This window comes from Prosthecobacter fusiformis (assembly GCF_004364345.1).
Taxonomy (GTDB): Bacteria; Verrucomicrobiota; Verrucomicrobiia; order Verrucomicrobiales; family Verrucomicrobiaceae; genus Prosthecobacter; species Prosthecobacter fusiformis.
In genome coordinates this window covers 206,772-225,302 of the sequence record NZ_SOCA01000004.1, presented here as the reverse complement: position 1 = coordinate 225,302, position 18,531 = coordinate 206,772, and the positions used below count along the sequence as shown (strand labels likewise).

Annotated in this window: 13 protein-coding genes; 7 read left to right on the top strand and 6 right to left on the bottom strand. The window is 54.2% G+C overall.

Annotation, left to right across the window (positions count from 1 at the left end):
* Positions 1 to 141: 141 nt before the first annotated feature.
* Complete coding sequence (locus EI77_RS13600) at positions 142 to 618, bottom strand: hypothetical protein (RefSeq protein WP_133795831.1); 477 nt, start codon at positions 616 to 618, stop codon at positions 142 to 144.
* A 90-nt stretch (positions 619 to 708) separates the two neighbouring features.
* Between EI77_RS13600 and acnA the strand changes: the two genes are divergently transcribed.
* The 6 genes from acnA (at position 709) to EI77_RS13570 (ending at position 9,201) form a co-directional block, all read left to right on the top strand.
* Positions 709 to 3,510 carry an aconitate hydratase gene (gene acnA, locus EI77_RS13595; RefSeq protein ID WP_133795830.1) on the top strand — a complete coding sequence of 934 codons (2,802 nt, stop codon included), beginning with the start codon at positions 709 to 711 and terminating at the stop codon, positions 3,508 to 3,510.
* Positions 3,511 to 3,794: 284 nt separating this feature from the next.
* Positions 3,795 to 4,694 carry a ParB/RepB/Spo0J family partition protein gene (locus tag EI77_RS13590; RefSeq protein ID WP_133795829.1) on the top strand — a complete coding sequence of 300 codons (900 nt, stop codon included), beginning with the start codon at positions 3,795 to 3,797 and terminating at the stop codon, positions 4,692 to 4,694.
* Positions 4,695 to 4,752: 58 nt separating this feature from the next.
* The gene (locus tag EI77_RS13585) at positions 4,753 to 5,157 is read left to right on the top strand and encodes a nuclear transport factor 2 family protein (RefSeq protein ID WP_166647246.1); all 405 of its coding nucleotides are present in this window, start codon (positions 4,753 to 4,755) and stop codon (positions 5,155 to 5,157) included.
* An 89-nt stretch (positions 5,158 to 5,246) separates the two neighbouring features.
* Positions 5,247 to 6,806 (top strand): fused MFS/spermidine synthase, encoded by a 1,560-nt coding sequence (locus EI77_RS13580; RefSeq protein WP_133795827.1) that lies wholly within the window; start codon positions 5,247 to 5,249, stop codon positions 6,804 to 6,806.
* A 48-nt stretch (positions 6,807 to 6,854) separates the two neighbouring features.
* On the top strand, positions 6,855 to 7,328 hold the full coding sequence (locus EI77_RS13575; protein ID WP_133795826.1) for a hypothetical protein: 474 nt from the start codon (positions 6,855 to 6,857) through the stop codon (positions 7,326 to 7,328).
* 337 nt (positions 7,329 to 7,665) lie between these two features.
* Positions 7,666 to 9,201, top strand: a complete 1,536-nt coding sequence (locus tag EI77_RS13570; RefSeq protein ID WP_133795825.1) for a YifB family Mg chelatase-like AAA ATPase — start codon at positions 7,666 to 7,668, stop codon at positions 9,199 to 9,201.
* An 11-nt stretch (positions 9,202 to 9,212) separates the two neighbouring features.
* On the opposite strand, the gene EI77_RS13565 is transcribed toward EI77_RS13570, so the two are convergent.
* The 5 genes from EI77_RS13565 to EI77_RS13545 all read right to left on the bottom strand — a co-directional run bounded on the left by EI77_RS13565 (position 9,213) and on the right by EI77_RS13545 (position 17,886).
* A complete protein-coding gene (locus EI77_RS13565; RefSeq protein ID WP_279586909.1) occupies positions 9,213 to 12,611 on the bottom strand; it encodes a protein kinase domain-containing protein in 3,399 nt (1,132 codons plus the stop codon).
* Positions 12,612 to 12,861: 250 nt separating this feature from the next.
* Entirely contained in the window at positions 12,862 to 14,538 is a 1,677-nt protein-coding gene (locus EI77_RS13560) for a tetratricopeptide repeat protein (protein WP_133795823.1), read from the bottom strand.
* Positions 14,535 to 14,858 (bottom strand): hypothetical protein, encoded by a 324-nt coding sequence (locus tag EI77_RS13555; protein WP_133795822.1) that lies wholly within the window; start codon positions 14,856 to 14,858, stop codon positions 14,535 to 14,537. Before EI77_RS13555 ends, EI77_RS13560 begins: the two co-directional genes overlap by 4 nt.
* Before the next feature lie 36 nt (positions 14,859 to 14,894).
* Positions 14,895 to 17,408, bottom strand: coding sequence for a protein kinase domain-containing protein (locus tag EI77_RS13550; RefSeq protein WP_133795821.1), 2,514 nt, complete (start codon positions 17,406 to 17,408; stop codon positions 14,895 to 14,897).
* 19 nt (positions 17,409 to 17,427) lie between these two features.
* On the bottom strand, positions 17,428 to 17,886 hold the full coding sequence (locus EI77_RS13545; RefSeq protein WP_133795820.1) for a type III secretion system chaperone: 459 nt from the start codon (positions 17,884 to 17,886) through the stop codon (positions 17,428 to 17,430).
* 216 nt (positions 17,887 to 18,102) lie between these two features.
* Between EI77_RS13545 and EI77_RS13540 the strand changes: the two genes are divergently transcribed.
* On the top strand, positions 18,103 to 18,528 hold the full coding sequence (locus EI77_RS13540; RefSeq protein ID WP_133795819.1) for a type III secretion system chaperone: 426 nt from the start codon (positions 18,103 to 18,105) through the stop codon (positions 18,526 to 18,528).
* Positions 18,529 to 18,531: the final 3 nt, after the last annotated feature.

The window sequence follows — 18,531 nt, the reverse complement described above, 5'->3', positions numbered from 1 at the left end:
ATTTCTGCGGTTTTTCCATTTCTTCTTGGGTCTCTTTTAGGACGGCCCAGAATTCAAATTCACAACGGTATTTGGGAGAAGCTGCGATTCGTTCAGCCTCGGACCAGTCAAATGGTATGCTTCCAACAAGTATTGCGGTCATTAGCTTTTTCGCACAGAGGTCGTCTTCCTCATTAAATCGGTCCATTTTCTTGCTGCATAGATTCTACCAACGAGCAAGTCCTCCACAGGAATCAATACAACAAACCCAGTTGGCGTCTTTAATTTGGTGAAATCCTTTTCGGCCAGATAGTCAACTTCGCCAAGGAGATCAATCCAAAGGTCGGCGACCTGCCAGCTTTTACCTCCTTGGTTTTTTATGCCTGGAAGTTGTTTCATTATGTCAGTGCAGTCGTTGCGTGTGGGCTGATGAACGCCCGTCCAGCAAATGTCTGTATCACCGGACATGTAAGCACCATCTGTGTAAAACTCGATTGCCGAGCCGCCAACCACGATGGGTTCGAAGCCTTTTTCTCGGAAAAGTTCAGATACCATTCCGGCAAGTAGCAAGGCTTTGGTATTCAGGTCATCTTCTCCGTTGATCAATTCCAGGGCTGCATGAATTTCCTCTGGGCGCATGGCCTGAGCCTAAGCCATTCAAGGAGTTTTAAAACCTGCAAAAATTTTGGTGCCAATCGTGCTACCCTCGCTATCCCTGATCTTCACCCGATGAATACCCCCAGCACTTTCACCACAGGAACCGGCACTACTGGCAAGTTTTACTCTCTGCCAGAACTCGAAAAACAGGGCGTTGGCAAGATCTCCAAATTGCCTGTGTCCATCCGCATTGTGCTGGAATCCTTGCTACGCAATCTCGATGGCAAGAAGGTGACTGAAAAGGATGTGACGAATCTGGCGAACTGGAATGCGAAGAACCCGGGGGACTATGAGATCCCGTTCACAGTCGCACGCATTGTTTTGCAGGACTTCACCGGCGTGCCCCTCCTGGTGGATTTGGCGGCGATGCGTAGTGCGGTGGCCAAGATGGGCAAGAACACGAAGATGATCGAGCCGCTGGTGCCTGTGGATCTGGTGGTGGACCACAGTGTGCAAGTGGACTTTGCCGGCACACAGGCGGCACTGAACCAGAACCTGGAGCTGGAATTTGAGCGTAACCGGGAGCGGTATGAGTTCCTGAAATGGGGTGAGCAGGCCTTTGATACTTTCAAGGTGGTGCCTCCCGGCATCGGTATCGTGCACCAGGTGAACCTGGAATACCTGGCCAAGGGAGTTTTGGAAAAAGACGGTGTGTTTTATCCAGACACGCTGGTGGGAACTGACAGCCATACGACCATGATCAACGGTCTGGGCGTGGTGGCCTGGGGCGTGGGCGGCATTGAGGCAGAGGCAGGGATGCTAGGCCAGCCGGTGACCTTCCTGGTGCCTGAGGTGGTGGGTGTTTATCTGACCGGAAGCCTGCGCGAAGGGGTGACAGCGACAGATTTGGCCCTGCATTGCACACAGATGCTGCGCAAGCACGGTGTGGTGGGCAAGTTTGTGGAATTTTACGGCCCAGGCGCTGAGATCCTGCCGCTGCCGGACCGTGCGACAATCGCCAACATGGCTCCCGAATACGGTGCAACAATGGGCTTCTTCCCAATCGATGAGGAATGCGTGAACTACCTGCGCGGCACAGGCCGCACTGAAGAACTGTGCGCAACGTTTAAAAACTACTACACGGCACAGGGGATGTTCGGCATTCCGCAAAAGGGTGAAGTGGAATATACCAGCGATCTGTCTCTGGACTTGGCAGACATCCAGCCAAGTGTGGCGGGGCCAAAGCGTCCGCAGGACCGGATTACCGTGGATGCGCTGAAGGGCACGTGGAATGAGATTTTGACGAAGGCGACTCCTGGCGGTTATGGCAAGTTGCCTGAGGTATCCACCGCAGGAGCACCGGATGTGCCAGATACGCTGGATTCCATCCCGGATGGCAGTGGTGTGGCGCGTGCCTTTGGTGCGCAGGAAGGCGTGATCACGGAGAGCAGTGACAAGCCTGCCTACCCTCTCTGGGAAGTGACAGTGGACAGCAAAGGTGGTGAAAAGGATGTGATCAGCCACGGCAGTGTGCTCATCGCTGCGATTACTAGTTGCACGAATACAAGCAACCCAAGCGTGATGCTGGCCGCTGGTTTATTGGCCAAAAAGGCGAACGCCAAGGGCCTGACCGTGAAGCCTGCGGTGAAAACCAGCCTGGGCCCAGGCAGCCGAGTGGTGACCGATTACCTTAACAAGACCGATCTCCAGGTGGAACTGGACAAGCTCGGCTTCCAGACTGTGGGTTACGGCTGCACGACTTGCATCGGCAATTCCGGCCCGCTGGATGCTGGCATTGAAGACGTGGTGAAGGCGGAAGACATCGTTGCAGCCAGCGTGCTGTCCGGCAACCGTAACTTCGAAGCCCGCGTGCATCAGAGCATCAAGGCGAACTTCCTGATGAGCCCACCGCTGGTAGTGGCTTATGCCATCGCAGGCACCGTGGACATTGACCTGAGCAAGGATGAAATCGTTCCTGGAACCGGGATCTACCTCAAGGACATCTGGCCATCCCTCCAGGAAATTCAGGATGCCCTCAAGGCTGCCCTTTCTCCGGAAGTCTTCCGCGCTCTTTACACGGACTTTGCCAGCCAAAATCCGAAGTGGAATGAGATCCCCGGCTCCACGGGTCTGGTCTATGACTGGAACGAGACGAGCACCTACATCCAGCATCCGCCTTTCTTCGAAGACTTCAGCATGGACCCAAGTGATATCGTCGAGATCGTCGGCGCACGTCCTCTGGGAATTTTTGGCGACAGTGTGACAACGGACCACATCAGCCCGGCCGGCGCGATCAAGAAGACCAGCCCTGCGGGCCGGTTCCTCGGTGAAAACGGCGTGGCTCAAAGTGACTTCAACAGTTATGGCAGCCGCCGTGGCAATGACCGCATCATGACCCGCGGCACCTTCGCCAACGTCCGCATCAAGAACCTGATGCTGGGCGGAAAAGAAGGTGGCGACACCCTCCTGCAGCCTACCGGCACGGAGATGAGCATCTACGACGCTGCCACCGCCTACCAGGCTGCTGGCACGCCAACGATCATCATCGGTGGTGAAGACTACGGGATGGGCAGCAGCCGTGACTGGGCCGCCAAAGGCACCCGCCTGCTGGGTGTGAAGGCAGTGATCACAAAATCCTTCGAGCGTATTCACCGCAGCAATCTGGTGGGCATGGGCGTGCTGCCTTGTAACTTCAAGGACAAGGCAGATTACGACAAGGTGAAAGATCTGGCCGATGCGACCTTCAGCATCCTGGGCATCTCCAACGACACGAAGCCGCAGGCCGAAGCGACTCTGCGCGTGACACAGGCAGATGGCAGCAGCTTTGATCTGCCGCTGGTGGTACGTATCGACACACCAGTGGAAATCGATTACTACCGCGCCGGCGGTATCCTGCCGTATGTGCTTGCGCAGATTCTGCGTGCTAACGCATAACCATCCCTGAGGGGCAGAATCCTCTGCTCTGAACAAATGAAAAATCCCACAGCTGAGAGGCTGTGGGATTTTTTGTGCATTAACATTCCGTTTCTAGGAAAGGATGTCGAAATGAGCCCCTTTTGCAGTCTCCAGGGAGGAGAGTTCGTGGGTGGTAAAGTTTATTCTGTGCGGGTCCTGCACGCCAAACTGTGAGGTCCGTCAGCAATTTCTGACAAACCGGGTCCTATTCAGGACCAAAACGGGGTTGCGATTGGGGGAGGAGTCTTTAACCTCGCGGCCTTATGGCAAAACCAGCACTCGGAAAAGGTCTCGGCGCATTGATCTCGGCACAACCGGCCGGATCAGGGCTGCCGCGCCCACCTGCCCTGGCCCAACCGGCCCCCGGGGATGTGGTGAACCGTGTCGGTCTGGAGCAGATCGTACCCAGCCCGCTCCAGCCACGTAAGGAGTTCGTCCAGGAGCAACTGGCCGAACTGATGGGTTCCATCAAGGAGCACGGCATTATTCAGCCACTCATCGTCCGCCGCGTAAATGGTAAGTTGGAACTCATCGCAGGTGAGCGCCGCTTCCGGGCCTCCCGTGAACTCGGCCTCAAGGAGGTGCCTGTCATTGTTCGCGAGGCGTCAGACAAGGACGTCCTGGAAATGGCCCTCATCGAAAACCTTCAGCGTGAGGATCTTAATCCTATCGAAGAAGCCCGAGCTTACGAGCGGCTGGCGAAGGATTTTTCCATGCGGCAGGAAGACATCGCCCAGCGCGTGGGTAAAAACCGTGCCACCGTGGCCAATACGATGCGACTTCTGGACCTCGCCTCCCCGGTCCAGCATCTTCTTTCAACAGGAAAGCTCAGCACGGGACACGCCAAGGTGCTGCTTACCCTCAAGGATGCGGAGCATCAGGAACGGGCAGCGGATGAGATCGTCAAAAAAGGCCTAACCGTCCGTGCGGCAGAAAAACTCGCGAGCGGCATTCTGAATCCCCCAGCCCCAAAACCGGTGCTGGCGGACAATGAGGTGAACAGCGCCATTGAATCGGTAGAACAGCGCCTCATGCATCACCTGACCACGAATATCTCCGTCAAGCATTCGGAGAAAAAAGGCCACATCGAGATCGATTATTACGGGGTCGAAGACCTGAACCGCCTGTTGGCACTCATGGGCGTGCCAGAGGAGCAGATGTAAAACTGATCCCCTACCCTGCCCGCCATCCATGCGCCAGCTATCCGCCCTCCTGCTGAGTATGCTCCTGCTCTCCTGCAGCCAGGCATCGCCTGCTGACGAGGATGCCATCAGCAGCTTTCTGAACCGCTATTTTTCCACTTGGTCAGCCAAGGACATGACGGGCTACAGCGGCTGTTTTCACCCAAAGGCGCGCATTAGTTTTGTGGGAGCAAGCGGACAAATGGATAGCCAGGGCCTGACGGAATTTATCCATGGCCAAACCTTGGGCCATGAACGCTCCCCCGTCCCGATGACCGAAGTGCCGACGGATATGAAGATCACCGGGGATGAGCGCGTGGCGCAGGCAGCAGTGAGATGGAAGCTCACCAAAGGCCGCGAAACTGTAACCGGCACCGATTATTTCACGTTGGTGAAAACAGGTGAAGGATGGAAGATCGCCAGCCTGGTTTTTTACAACGATTGAGTATGCAGGACATGCCGGACGGTATTCCATGGATACGCCGTCAACCTGCCCTCCACTTTTAACTAGTCTCCTAACACCTTCTTTCCCTCATGCCCAAAGCACCCTCACCTGCCAGCCCTATTCCCGCCCAGGGATCTGCCCACCTGCTGCCGATACGGCTCTTCCTGGGTGCAGCCTGCTTCCTTTCCGGGGCTTCCATGATGGTCATTGAAATCAGTGCGGCACGCCTGCTTTCGCCGCTCTTTGGCAATAGTGTTTATACCTGGACTGCGCTCATCGGCGTCATCCTTATCGCCTTCAGCGTCGGTGGCTACTGGGGCGGAAGGCTGGCGGATAAACGTGCGGGGTTGGACGTCCTCGGCTGGCTGCTGGCAGGCGTGGCCATCCTGACCTTCTTTATACCTGCGCTCAGCACTTGGTTTGGCCCATCCTTTGCAAAAGGGGGTCTCATTGATGGTCCCGTCATGTTTTCACTATTTCTCCTGGCCGTGCCTGGTGCTCTCCTGGGGGCGATCTCTCCTGCTGCGGTTCGTCTGTATAGTCTCACGTCCAGCGATAGCCACATCGGCGGAGCGGCAGGCACTATCAGCATGCTCGGATCTTTAGGCAGTTTCGTGGGCACCTTCCTCTCGGGCTTTTTTCTCCTCGGCAACTTCGGCGTCCGCAGCATCTTCGTCGGCACCGCAGTGCTACTGCTGGCGCTGGCTGTCCTGGCGTTCATCCTCAGTGGCAAAAGATTGGCTCAATCGTCCAAAGTGATCGCCTTCGGCTTGGGTGCAGGTCTTATTGGAGCACTGACCTCCGCCACTCCTGCGGAAGGCGTGATCTACGAACATGAATCGTTTTACCACCGCATCCAGGTTATTGAAGAAGGTGTAAGCCCAAATCGGCGCCGATTCCTCAAATTAGACTCCACCTACGAAGGCGGGATGAATGCGGATACAGGAGCACTCGTCATGGACTATCAGCACTACTGGCGGCTGGCCATGCTACAGGAGCGGCCTATCCAAAGTGCGCTCTTCATCGGCGCCGGGGCCTTTGGCATGCCTGAAGAAGTTTCCCGCACCTTCCCAGATGCAACGGTGGACGTGGCGGAACTAGACCCCGAGGTGATCAAAACCGGGCGGCAGTTTTTCAAACTGGATGAACACCCGAAGGTCCACGCTCATGCAGGCGATGCGCGCCATTACCTGCGCACCAGCGGGGGGCAAAAATGGGACCTCATCTTTGGTGATGCTTATAATGGCAAAGAAGCCATCCCTGCCCACCTAGCTTCCAAGGAGTTCTTCCAGCTCGTATCGGATCATCTCACTCCCGAAGGTGTTTATACCATGAATGTCATTTCTGCCGTGCAGGGGGATAAGTCTGAACTGCTGGCAGGCATGCTGGCTACCCTGCGAGAAGTCTTCCCTCATTTGGAAGTTTTTGCAGTCGGCAGTGCCCGCAACATTCCCCAAAACGTCATCATCCTGGCCTCTCATCACGACCTTTCCAAGCTCATCGCGGACCAAGGTTTCCTTGCGAATACCTGGCAGGCACGGCTCCTCCGCACCCATATCCCCCGCCATCTCCTGCCCGTAGAAGGCCAAGTTTTCACCGATAACTTCAACCCCGTGGATGCCATCATCGCACGTGGTCTCATGCGGTAAAGCAGCAGGTTGCATTCGCCGCAAGAGATCCAAATGTCGGACTCTAACATGAAATTCTCTCTCCTGGGTATTTGTGATTCATGGAATCCGCCATATTCTTTAGTTATTCAATTTCCGAATAAGAACTTGAATGTTACTGCTATGGCAAGAAATCCGCAGATGGAATTTGATTTATACAATGCAGATGCAAAAATTCTAGCTTCTTGTTCAATACTGGAGAAAGGATCGTGGCTACGCCCACCATCATTCAAATTAATAGATTACACCAATTCTACTATTGAGTGGGATTTTAGAAAAAAAGGATGGTTCGGTGTTAGTGTACACACGCCCGATTTGACATTTATCTGCAGCCTAGCAAAAAGGCATCAACAAATCGTGGATATAAATGTTAGCATACAACTTAAACGTAAGCAGGTTTATATAGAATGTTCCAATTTTGATTTTTTCGAAAGAAACTGGCTTTCCTTAGCTGGCATGTCATATTTTTTGTGGATCCGATACACCCGGTTGGGAGATGGATAATGACACCCCATAGCAGGTACGCTGCAAGGCCAGTCTAACCAAAACTTCGAAATAAGTTTTCTCCTGCGTCGGGCTTCCCTAACTCTGTGCAGAGGTCTGGGCTTTTACGCCCTACACCCCGAGCGTTCCAGTCCGTGGAAAGCGTCTTTACCGAGAACCGCAACCTCTTCGGCCCCAAACGAAAAGACGGAGCCAGGCGCCTCAGCGAATGCAGCGGTGAACTCTTTTCCCTCCGCCGCCTGCGCCAGCATGCCGTGGGGTGAGCGAGCATGCCTGGGCAACACTTCAGCAAAACGCAACTTGCAGGTGGGAATGAGCCTTTGAATAGTGAATATTCATGGTTGCCCGCACCTACTCAGCTACCCTCCTTGGCGTCAATGCCATTGAGGTCGAGATCGAATCCTATGACAGTGGAGGCACGCAGAAGATGTTCATCGTGGGGTTGCCGGATGCCTCAGTGAAGGAAAGCCGGGAGCGGGTGACGGCAGCGATTTCTTCCTGCGGGTTTGCGATGAATGACGGGGTGACGACCGTTAATCTGGCACCGGCGGATTTGAAGAAGGAGGGGCCGGGATTTGACCTGCCTATCGCCATCTCCCTCATTGCGCACCGGGTGAAAATTCCCATCGCCATCCTGGCGGAGACGGCGATGATCGGGGAGTTGGCACTCAACGGAGAGCTACGGCCTGTGCGCGGGCTGCTGGCGGTAGCATTGGAGGCACGGGCCAAAGGGCGCAAAAGGCTGCTGGTGCCGAAGCGGGCTGCCATCGAAGCCAGCGTGGTAGCAGGCATTGACATCATCGGCGTGAACCATCTGCGCGAGGTGGTGGAGTATTTAAAAGGAGACATCGAACTGGCTCCAGAGCCATGCCGTGCAACGGAGTTCTTTGCGGCAGCAGCTCATTACGACATTGATTTTGCCGATGTGAAAGGCCAGACGGATGCCAAGCATGCCATTGAGGTGGCGGTGGCAGGCGGACATAACATCCTGATGGTTGGCCCGCCCGGAACTGGCAAGTCCATGATCGCCAAGCGGGTGGGCACCATCATGCCTAGCATGACGGAAGAAGAGGCCATCGAGACGACCAAGATCCATAGTGTGGGTGGTCTGCTAAACGAGCACCAAGCCTTTGTCGCGACAAGACCGTTTCGATCCCCCCATCATACCATCAGCGATGCAGGCCTGCTGGGCGGAGGGACCAATCCTGGACCGGGAGAAGTGAGCCTTTCACACAATGGAGTTTTGTTTCTGGATGAGCTGCCAGAATTCCGCCGAAGTACGCTGGAGGTGATGCGCCAGCCGCTTGAGGATGGCAAGGTGACTATCTCGCGTGCTGTCGGGACAGTGACCTTTCCCTCCAGCTTTATGTTGGTAGCGGCGATGAATCCCTGTCAGTGCGGTTTCTACGGGGATGCTCGCCGGAGTTGCCGGTGCAGTTCCGTGATGGTGCAAAAGTATCGCCAGCGCATTAGTGGGCCTCTACTGGACCGTATCGACCTGCATGTGGAGGTGCCGCTGGTGGACTTCAAGGCACTGACTAAGGCGGAGCCGGGTGAATCCTCCGCCAATATTCGCATACGAGTAGAACAGGCGCGGGCCATCCAGGCGGCAAGGTTCAAAGGATTAAAGGGTATACATACCAACAGCGGGATGAACTCGCGCCTGATTAAGAAACACTGTGAACTGGATACTGAAGGCAGTGCTTTCTTGGAACATAACATGAGCGAAATGCACTTCAGTGCCCGAGCGCATGACCGAATATTAAAAGTAGCGAGAACTCTCGCGGATCTTAAAGGCTTGGAACAAATTGACAGTGATAGTGTGCTGGAGGCAGTGAACTATCGCACGTTGGATAGAAATTTGTGGACGTAAAAAGGTCCCAGTCATTCAGGATTAATCGAGAGCGTTTTCCGTGCCCAGACGCTAAACACCCCTGGATCGGTACTCTCAAGGAGCTTCGTTTTCAGTGGCAACCATCTAGCTCGCACATGGTTGGCTTCTTCAGGATTTCCAAAATTCAGACCCGCTAGCGCTTCAATAAAATCTGGAAACCACGATGGTGCGCTCGCCCTTGGCTGAGGGACTTCCCATAACGCACCATAGTTCATACTGCTGGCAAGAAAGACCTGAGAACCATCCTCCCTCATGATGGAACGATGGCTTTCGCTATCCATGCCAAGGCCGCCAGAAACAGGCTCCTTGTAATGGATGGTGATTGGTTCTGCGCGTTCGGTATCCCAAAATCGAAAGCCTCCGTGATCACGGATAAGGAGCGCGGCACCATCGTTGGTAAAGCGGACTGTTTCACAAGTAGAGCCTTGTTCCATCCATTGGGAGGCCGGTTTACCTGTTTTGGCCTCCCACAAACGTGCAGTGCCATCCCGGCAAGCGGTGGCAACGGTACGCCCATCGGGGCTGAACTCCAAATGAGAAAGCCAAGCCTGATGTTTCATGGGTGATCCGACAGACTTCCCGGTGATCACATCCCAAATGCGAGCTGTGCGGTCATAGGATGCTGTCGCGACATATCGCCCCCCTGGACTCCAACCTGAGGCAATGATCGTGTGGCTATGTCCTTCAAAAGTTTGCAGCTTTTTGCCTGTGCGCAGGTCCCAGGTATGAGCCAATTTATTTGTAGATCCCGAAAGTAAAACCTCTCCGCCGCCGGGAGCTAATCGCAGCGTTTTAATTTCGCCAGGATGATCCAATACCTGCATGACCTGCCCTGTCTCTGTATTGTAAATGCGTATGTGGCCATCATTGTGTCCAACAATAATTCGAGTGCCATCACTGGTGATCACGGCAGGACGTATCTTGCCAGGCTGATTGTTAGGCGGCCACAGCTCTTCTCCAGTAGCCATCGACCAACCGTGGATCCAGCCATTCGCCGTCATAGCATAGCACTTGGTCATGTCCGGGGAAAAAAGGGTGACATACACATTCCCATTGGTCTTCTTATCCAACAAAACATGCCCACTGCTGAGTTCATAGACATAGCACCGATCTCCCGGATACAGCCCTAAACAACCGAGACGACCATCAGGGCTCAAACGACTGAAATGAAAATCGCGCTCCCCGGCGACCCGATGACGGATCGGATGCATCCGGTTAGTCCCCTGCCAAACGCTGATGGTTTCATGGAAAGGCATCTTCACCCGACTATGGGCTAGAATGATGCGCCCATCGTTTGATGGATGAATATCAGCTTCGTCCTGAACGTGTCCGATTTGGACTGAGCCGATCACGGAATCCCCAGTAACAGCATCAGCCACACACATCGAGTCATCATTTCCATAGCTGTAAACATACTTCCCCTGGCTATCTGTCACCAAGTTACGGACATTGTAATGGTGCCTTGTGGCGACATTCACAGGCAAGCCAGATTTCGTATCATAAAACCAGAGATCATTCCCGTTACCTGCCATCGTTAAACGACTGCCATCGCCGCTAAGACACACCTGATTGAATGAGGAGAGAGGACTCTCCACGATGTTTTCTTCAACCCCTTGGGAAATGCTCCAAATTCTCACATGGTGAAAACCATCGATGATGGCAAGCTTCTGACCATCTGCCGATAGGGCGGCATTATAAAAAACCTCGTTGGCACGAATGTTCAATCGCTTTTCAAAAGCCGCCGTATCCCAGATACAAGCCTTAGTTTTTCCCCAACCTAACACGTGCAATCCATCTGCTGAGATCATCATTCCCTTCATATCCTCTTCCAGATCCAGGCTTTGAGGGGCGGCTGATAACGATTTCACAGACCAGACCTCAAGCTTTGATTCCGTCATGGCAACCAACAGACGTCCATTGGCAGAGAAGCTCAGTTTCTTCGCAGGCAGGGATACTGTGCGCGACAAAGTAAAAAGTTCTCCGTCGAGCTTCGGTAAAACGGCAATTTCGCCATTCTGCGTCGCTAGTGCCAGTGGCACCAAACTTCCTGTCGCAAGCTCTGTGACCAAACTCTGCATCTGAATGTGGCGCGCTTCCTTTCCGCTGCTGGTTTCCCATAGCCGCACACAGGCATCACTGCCAGCCGTGAAGATCCACCGACCATCGGAAGACAACCGAGCGGATGCCGTGGAGTTTGCTGGAGGGATGATGTTTGGCCCGGCCGGGACGGCAATGGAAGTTTGATTCACTATCGACATGGCATACATGGCGGCTTGCCAATGACTGGGCCTTTGCCGCACCAAGTTAGCAAGATAAGAAAGCGCCTGAGACACGTTCCCGTCTTCCTGCCAACGCTCAATCTCTTGCCAGCGGACACGTTCGAGAGCTTCGGCTTGAACACGATTTGCACGCTGAGTCGCCATCCACTGCATGATGATTCCCGTCATGCCAAACAAAATAGAAATGGCACATAAAGTCAATAAAGCTGCAGAACGCGGCTTCCTCAAGGCCCAGCGCCACACGCCCTGAGTCCAGGTCAAAGGCACGGCGGAAACGGGCTCACCGCGAACGAAGTGCTCAAGATCATCCGCTAATGCTGCCGCACTGGAGTATCGATCTTCAGGCCTCTTCTCCAGGCACTTCATACAGATGACCTCAAGATCCTTGGGAAGGGACAAAAGCGCTCGGGGTGATTCCTGGGAAACCTTTCGTAAGATCTCTAAAGGCGATCCACCATCGAAGGGAGGCCTCCCTGAAAGCATCTCATAAAGGAGGGAGCCGATCCCATAAATATCGGTGGCGGTGGTGATGCTGCCGGCCTTCCCATCAAACTGTTCTGGAGCCATATAGCTCGGGCTGCCCGCAATCGCAGCCGTGTAAGTCACCGCAGGATCCGATCTATCCAACAACTTGGCGAGACCAAAGTCCGTGACCATGGGTTCTCCCCTCGGATCCCATAAAACATTCGATGGCTTGAGATCACAATGGAGCACTCCACGCTCATGCGCGTGTGCCACTGCGCGGGAGATCTTAGCCACCACGGCTGCAATTTCACGCGAATCTCCGCGGTGAGAAGCGGCCCAGTCTGCCACCGTGAGGCCCCCTGGGATGTACCGCATGGTAAAGTAGTTTTGCATTTCATGCTCACCGATCTCATACACGGGGACGATGTTTGGATGATGCAGGTTCGCTGCCGCCTGGGCTTCCGTCTGAAACATGCGGAGTGCCTTCTTTCCTGCAAGCTCACCGGCTAGGATCATCTTGAGCGCGACTTCGCGTTCCAGGCTTCGCTGCCGAGCACGATACACCACGCCCATTCCACCCCGGTCGATTTCCTCAATGACCTCATAGTCGCCAAATCCCTGCCAGCGGAGAGTATTAAGCAACATATCGTCATCGTTGCTGCTGCTATCGATGGCCAAGCGCAAAAGACACTGGGCACAGGTACCGGCAGGCGGAATCCGTGCATCACACACAGCACAGCGTGTTTCGGCTAAGGGATCGGAATTGGAGAAGGCTTCTGGCATGTCAGATCGTGAATTTTGAAAGATAAATCAAAACAGCGCTGCTAAATGAGGTTTCTTTGAAAGCTTGTATAAAAATGGTATTGCCATTGCTCACTGCATCGGATGTGAAAAATCACTCATCCCGGGAACTCAGGCATTGAAGAAAATAGTTCAATTCCTCGCTGACACGAGCGATGACCATCGCCCATTCCCCGCGAGATGACTGTCGAAAAAGGCGCATGACCTCGGGATACCAAGGAGAGTCGTCGCAATCCAATAACCAACGCATGTCTGGCACATAGGGCAACAAAACCCAGACGGGTCTCCCCAATGCACCTGCCAAATGTGCGACCGAGGTATCCACACTGATGACGAGATCCATCGCCATGACCAGACCAGCGGTGTCTGAAAAGCCGGCTAACTCCTTCACCCAGATTTTAATCGGCAAGTTGAGGATGTCGTCAAGATCCGCATCGCGAATCTGCTTTTGCAGACAGTGAAACTCGGCGTCACAGTTCAACAGTCCTTTCATGATTGCCAGTGGCATACTGCGCTGACGATCTTTTGAATGTTCCGTACTACCAGACCACACAAGGCCGATGCGGGGCCGGGTCCTCTCACCAAGCCGTTCTGCCCACGTCTCAATATGCTTCTCTGGAGCACGAAGATATGGAAGGCAGGCAGGGATATCGTCCACCGGTAAAGCAAAAGCACCTGGCAAATTCATCAGGGGGCAACTGCATTCAAAGGGCGGCAATGTCTGACCATATGCGATGATTTGGATCCCATCAAAGCTACCTTGCAGTAGTGTCATTAACCCCGCCTGCACCTCTAAAATAACCTGTGCGCCTCTTTTGACGGCCAGCGTCACATATCGGCAGAACTGGAGGGTGTCGCCAAAACCACCGTCAAGAGTCACGAGCAAAGTCTTACCATTGATGTCCTGACTACCATCCCACAATGGCTGAATGAACTGACGAAGCACCTTCCCATACTCGACGGATCGCCAGCGCCAGCAAAGCGTCCGCCAACCACTTGGATAGTCGCCAGTCAGGATCAGCAACTCTGCCCGGTTCCACCATGCCTCTGCATAGTTAGGTCGGACCTGAATCGCCCGATCACAACTTTCGATAGCCTCTGTCAACCCGAGGGTTTCACGCAGTGCAAGGCTGTGATGATAAAGGGCTTCGGCATAGTTTGGCTTCAGTTCGATGGCATGTGCATAGCACGCCAGAGCCTCTTCATAGCGTTCGAGACGATAGAGCACCATGCCTTGATAGTTGAACGTCTGCGCATCTTCAGGGCGCAATTCAATCACTCGTGCATAACTGGAAAGCGCTTCCTGGTAGCGCCCCATTTCGCGCAGCACGATGCCTCGGTTCATCCAGGCATTGGCATAGTCAGGCTTGATTTCGATGGCCCTCTCATGATTCGCCAAGGCTTCGTCCTGGCGCTTCAAATCTCGGAGCACGACGCCCCGATTATTGTGTGCTTCGGCGAAGTCGGGCTTCAGTTCGATAGCGAGGTCATAGCACGCCAACGCCTCAGCGAAGCGCGCCAAACAACGCAATACATTGCCGCGATTTGCATGCGCCTCCGCAAAGGTCGGCATCCGTTTGATCGCACGGTCATAGAGCTCCATCGCAGTGGCAAAATCCCCTTGCTGTGCATGGGCCGTTGCCTGGCGTTGCAGTGCCGTGACTTGCTCCGGGTCGCTTTCCAATAAGTCGCCATTGATCAATGAGACCTCCCGCATACGCTCTGCACGATGCAGTTCGAGAGCCTGTTCAAGGGTGTTTTTAGCGATCATTTCCAAAGGTTCTTCACCAAGAGACGCCACGCCCAAGCGCTGATTAGCAGCAGCCAGCCTTGCAGGGATGGCAGATGGAGGAACGCCACCATGACGAGAGGAAATGCTGCGCAATCAAGCCAGGCCATGATCGCAGCGGCAGGCCCCTGCCTGGCCGCCCCGATGGCCGTGGTGATTTGGAAGCCCAGGCCAACGCTGAGGATGATTCCGGCCACCTTGCGCCATCCATCTGACGATTCGGGCCACAAGCACGCAGTGATGATGCCCATCATCACTGCGGCAAGGATGCGTCCCCACAAGGCTTTAATGACGGATGTCATGGGAAGGTGGGCGCGCTTGTCGATAGGCCCGGTACCTTACAGTCCAAGGTTAGCGTTGGCCTGCTTCAAATCCTGCGGATCGACACCCGGAGTAGTGAGCAGTTTTATCAGATCACGCACCCCCACTTCGCCCACGCCAGTTTGCTTGAACAAGCTATAGTTCATCAGCTCGCTCATGCTGGGCCTTTTTTCAGGATCGGGACTGAGCATAGCATTGAGCACTCGGTCCAAAGCAGTGGCACCTGTTCCCATGACATTGCTTTTACCATCAGTTCCCATGACATTGCCTTTACCATCAGTTCCCAGTGTGGACACCGTTCGTGAGGGATCCAGCCCATACTCGCGAAGGGCCATATATTCGCGATACCAGTCATGTCCGCCCGCCAAGTCGCCCAGGAAGCTCTGACCGCTGAACAACTCATAGACGGCCGTACCCAAGGCAAAGACGTCCACCTTCTCGTTGAGCTTGATGAGATTTTCACTGACTTCTGCTTCTCGGAAGGGCTTGTTCTCTGGGGTGTTGACGATTGCACCCTCTCTTGTTTTTTGACGTCCACCTTGGATCAAGATCTCGGGTGCTTTATTGTAGTCGGCATCGAGTTTGGTGTCTTCCACCGTGCTGTCTAGTGAAGTCTGTGAGATCCCGAAGTCACCGATCTGGGCCACGCCGTCATTCTGGATGAAGAAGTTTTGCATCTTCAAATCCACATGGACCATGCCCACCTGCTCTTGCAGGTGATGCAGACCTTTGATGACATCTTGCATGAGAGTCAGCCGAATCACATTCGCGGTGGTTTGGGAGATGAGCCCGCTGCTGACTGCATCTTGGATCTTGCCAGCAAGTTTCATCATGTCCCCCCTCGGTGCCAGGTCCATAGCGATGAACAGTTCTCCATTGGGCGACCTGACTGCACCTCTAAAAGTCGGCACATTGGGATGTTCGCCGACTTGGGCATGGTTGCGCACCTCCTTGGCGAGCTGGTCAAAGCCCAGATCATCGTCCTTACTCTTCTTGATCGCGATGACTTCTGGTTCGACACCAATTTGATTGGGCACCTTGCGGTAGGTGGAGACGATGCCAAGCCCGCCTTCGCCCAGTTGTGCCTCGAACTGATACTGAACACCATTGAGGATAATGAGATTTCCATTCTGCTCTGATGTATTCGGCAGCGCTGTCAAAAGCTCGTCAAAGGCTGCCTCAAGGATCTCTTTCATTTGCTTGTTAGAAGGAAGAGTCAGGCTGGTGAACTGATCACGAAACCTTTCAGGAAAGGCATTCCCCACATCTTGCAGAATGTCATCCATCCATGCCGCACTGCGGGTGGTGGTCAGCGCCAGCATGAAGTTCTTCTTATCCTGCTCGCCGAGGTTGTTCATCTCCTGAATCAAAAGCTGACCCAGGCTCTTGCCAATTACAACGGTCGGCTGAGCGCTGGGCTCGTTTTTAACGGCAGCCTTCATCTGATCGCGCAACTGACCATACTCCTGCGATTGAAAGGAGAAGCCTGACAAGTCTTTGATGCTGGGATCGTTGATCGGCTTGCTTTCTCCACGAGGCTTTGGCTGGGTACTGTGGGCGAGTGCCACTTCCAGGTCTTTCAGAGAGTTCTTGCCAACGATGTTGCTGGCAGATGAGAAACCATCTTTCACCACAGTGCCTTTCACGGGTTCGGTGAGGTTCTTTTTCACTTGCTCCAAAGTGTCTCCCTTGGTCGCCACGGTGAATTTTAGGGGTGCTTTCGGCTTGTACTCCGAGGGGCCTGAACCCTCAGGCACTTCAGGCGCTTGCTCCAGGTTCTCCTGCACCCGGTTCTCGGTGTTGTTGCCCGTAGGTTTTAGGGTATCACGAGTGTTTTGAAAATCGCCGCGCGTGAGGCCATTCGCCTTGAACTGGATACCTTCGCCCTGGTTACCCTGCGGATTCAATGGCTGATTTTGCAAAGGATTCGGCGGTGCCTGAGGTATCTCCAGGCCGTCCTGATGGACTTCATTATGCAGCAGCCTCTTTTCTTCGGTGATATAGTCCTTCATCAACCGCACATCCACATATTTGCGGCGCTCGGCAGGGCTATTGCTCATATCGAGTGATCCCTGAAGATCCTTTAGCTTGGTGTCCAATTTTTCCAGCAATTGCTCACGTGCCGACTTGTTCTGTGGCGTGGGGTTCGTCGCTAACGTGTGGTATTGGCCCGCCAAACGAATCAGGACGCGATGGCTGTTGCCCAGCTCGCTGCTTGCTTTTTGGTTCGAGTGCGAAAGGCGATATTTTAGTCGCGTAAGACCGTCCTTAATATTCGCCAACACGCCCGCCTTGCCCAGCGTTGCCTTCATGCCCTCGCGGCTGATCACATTGGCCACCGTGATCCCGCGGGCGGCGAGCTTCTTGGAGGTAAAACATTGGATAATATGTGTCTGCGCGGCACGGGTTACCTGCTGCTTGTCAGGAATATGGGTTCTGATGCCCTGACCCGTTTGTTTTGAAGTGACCGCAGTGCCTTGTTGTTCGGAGAGGGCCTTAGCGAGGTTCGTGTATTCAGCTTTGATGTTCATAGAATTCAAGAAAGAGAATTTAGACGCGCATCATGGTTTCAGTCGGCTCTGGGGCCTGCCAGTCGGCATCCTCTTCCAGCGGCGTCGAGTGATTGAGTTTTCGGTGCCAGTGCTCCGTCCAGTTTACGAACTCAGTGAGTGCTGCGCTGAAAGCGTCTGGCTCCAATTCGCGCTCGCGCAGTGCAGACCAGAGCAAAATCTCGCCGGTCACTTGATCCAATCCGAAGGTGATGCCTGCACCGATCTCGCGACCAAAAAGCTGCCCTTCAAGCAAGGTTTTCAAGACCGGCCCCTCTTCACCATCAGGCACCCGAGCCACGACGCTGTAAAGATGCAGACTCTCCTCCTGCGGACCCATCTCCAGCATCACCTGGAGCTGCCCATCAATGATGATTTCACAGATGCCGTTGGAACCGTTGGCCTGTTCCGAAAGACCGAGTTCAGGAGGTAATGAGGCGAGTATTTCTGACAGCGACATAGATCAAAAGCAGGGGAGAGTGGAGATACCGGGCAAGGTGCTCAGTCTTCTCTGCTATCACCCGTCAGCTCTGCGCGGATTACCAAATACTGATAAAAAAATTCGCAGAGGTAATGTCAGGCCGCCGAACGGTTATGGATGAAACAAGCGGCTAACGATTGCCCGCCAATGTCAGCTTGCTTCTACAACCTTTGACCACGACCGACAATCTCACTCATGAACCTCTCTGACGCACTTCTTGAAGTCGGACTTCTGCTTGGTCAGCCTGGTCTCGCGCTCAGTGAACATGGCACCTGCCGCCTGGCCTTTGATGGTCGGCTGGAAGTGGATTTTGAACTTTTGCCCGACGGTCAAACGCTGCACTTAAGTTCCGTCGTCTCGCTTCTCGATCTCGAAGATGCGACCTCCCTGGGAGCCCTCTTGCGTGCGAACGTTCTGGGTTCACAAACCGGGGGGGCTTATTTCTCGCTGAGCCCTGCGGGAGAAATCTTGTTTGAGCGTCAGCTCCACATGGAGACGATCGATCTCACGGGCTTCACTCAAGAGATCGAGCGCTTCGTGAACTATCTCGAGGGATGGGAAGACCAGTTGGTGAGCGGCGACCTTACCTCCAGCACGAACCAGGATATGCTGGCTGCTTAACCC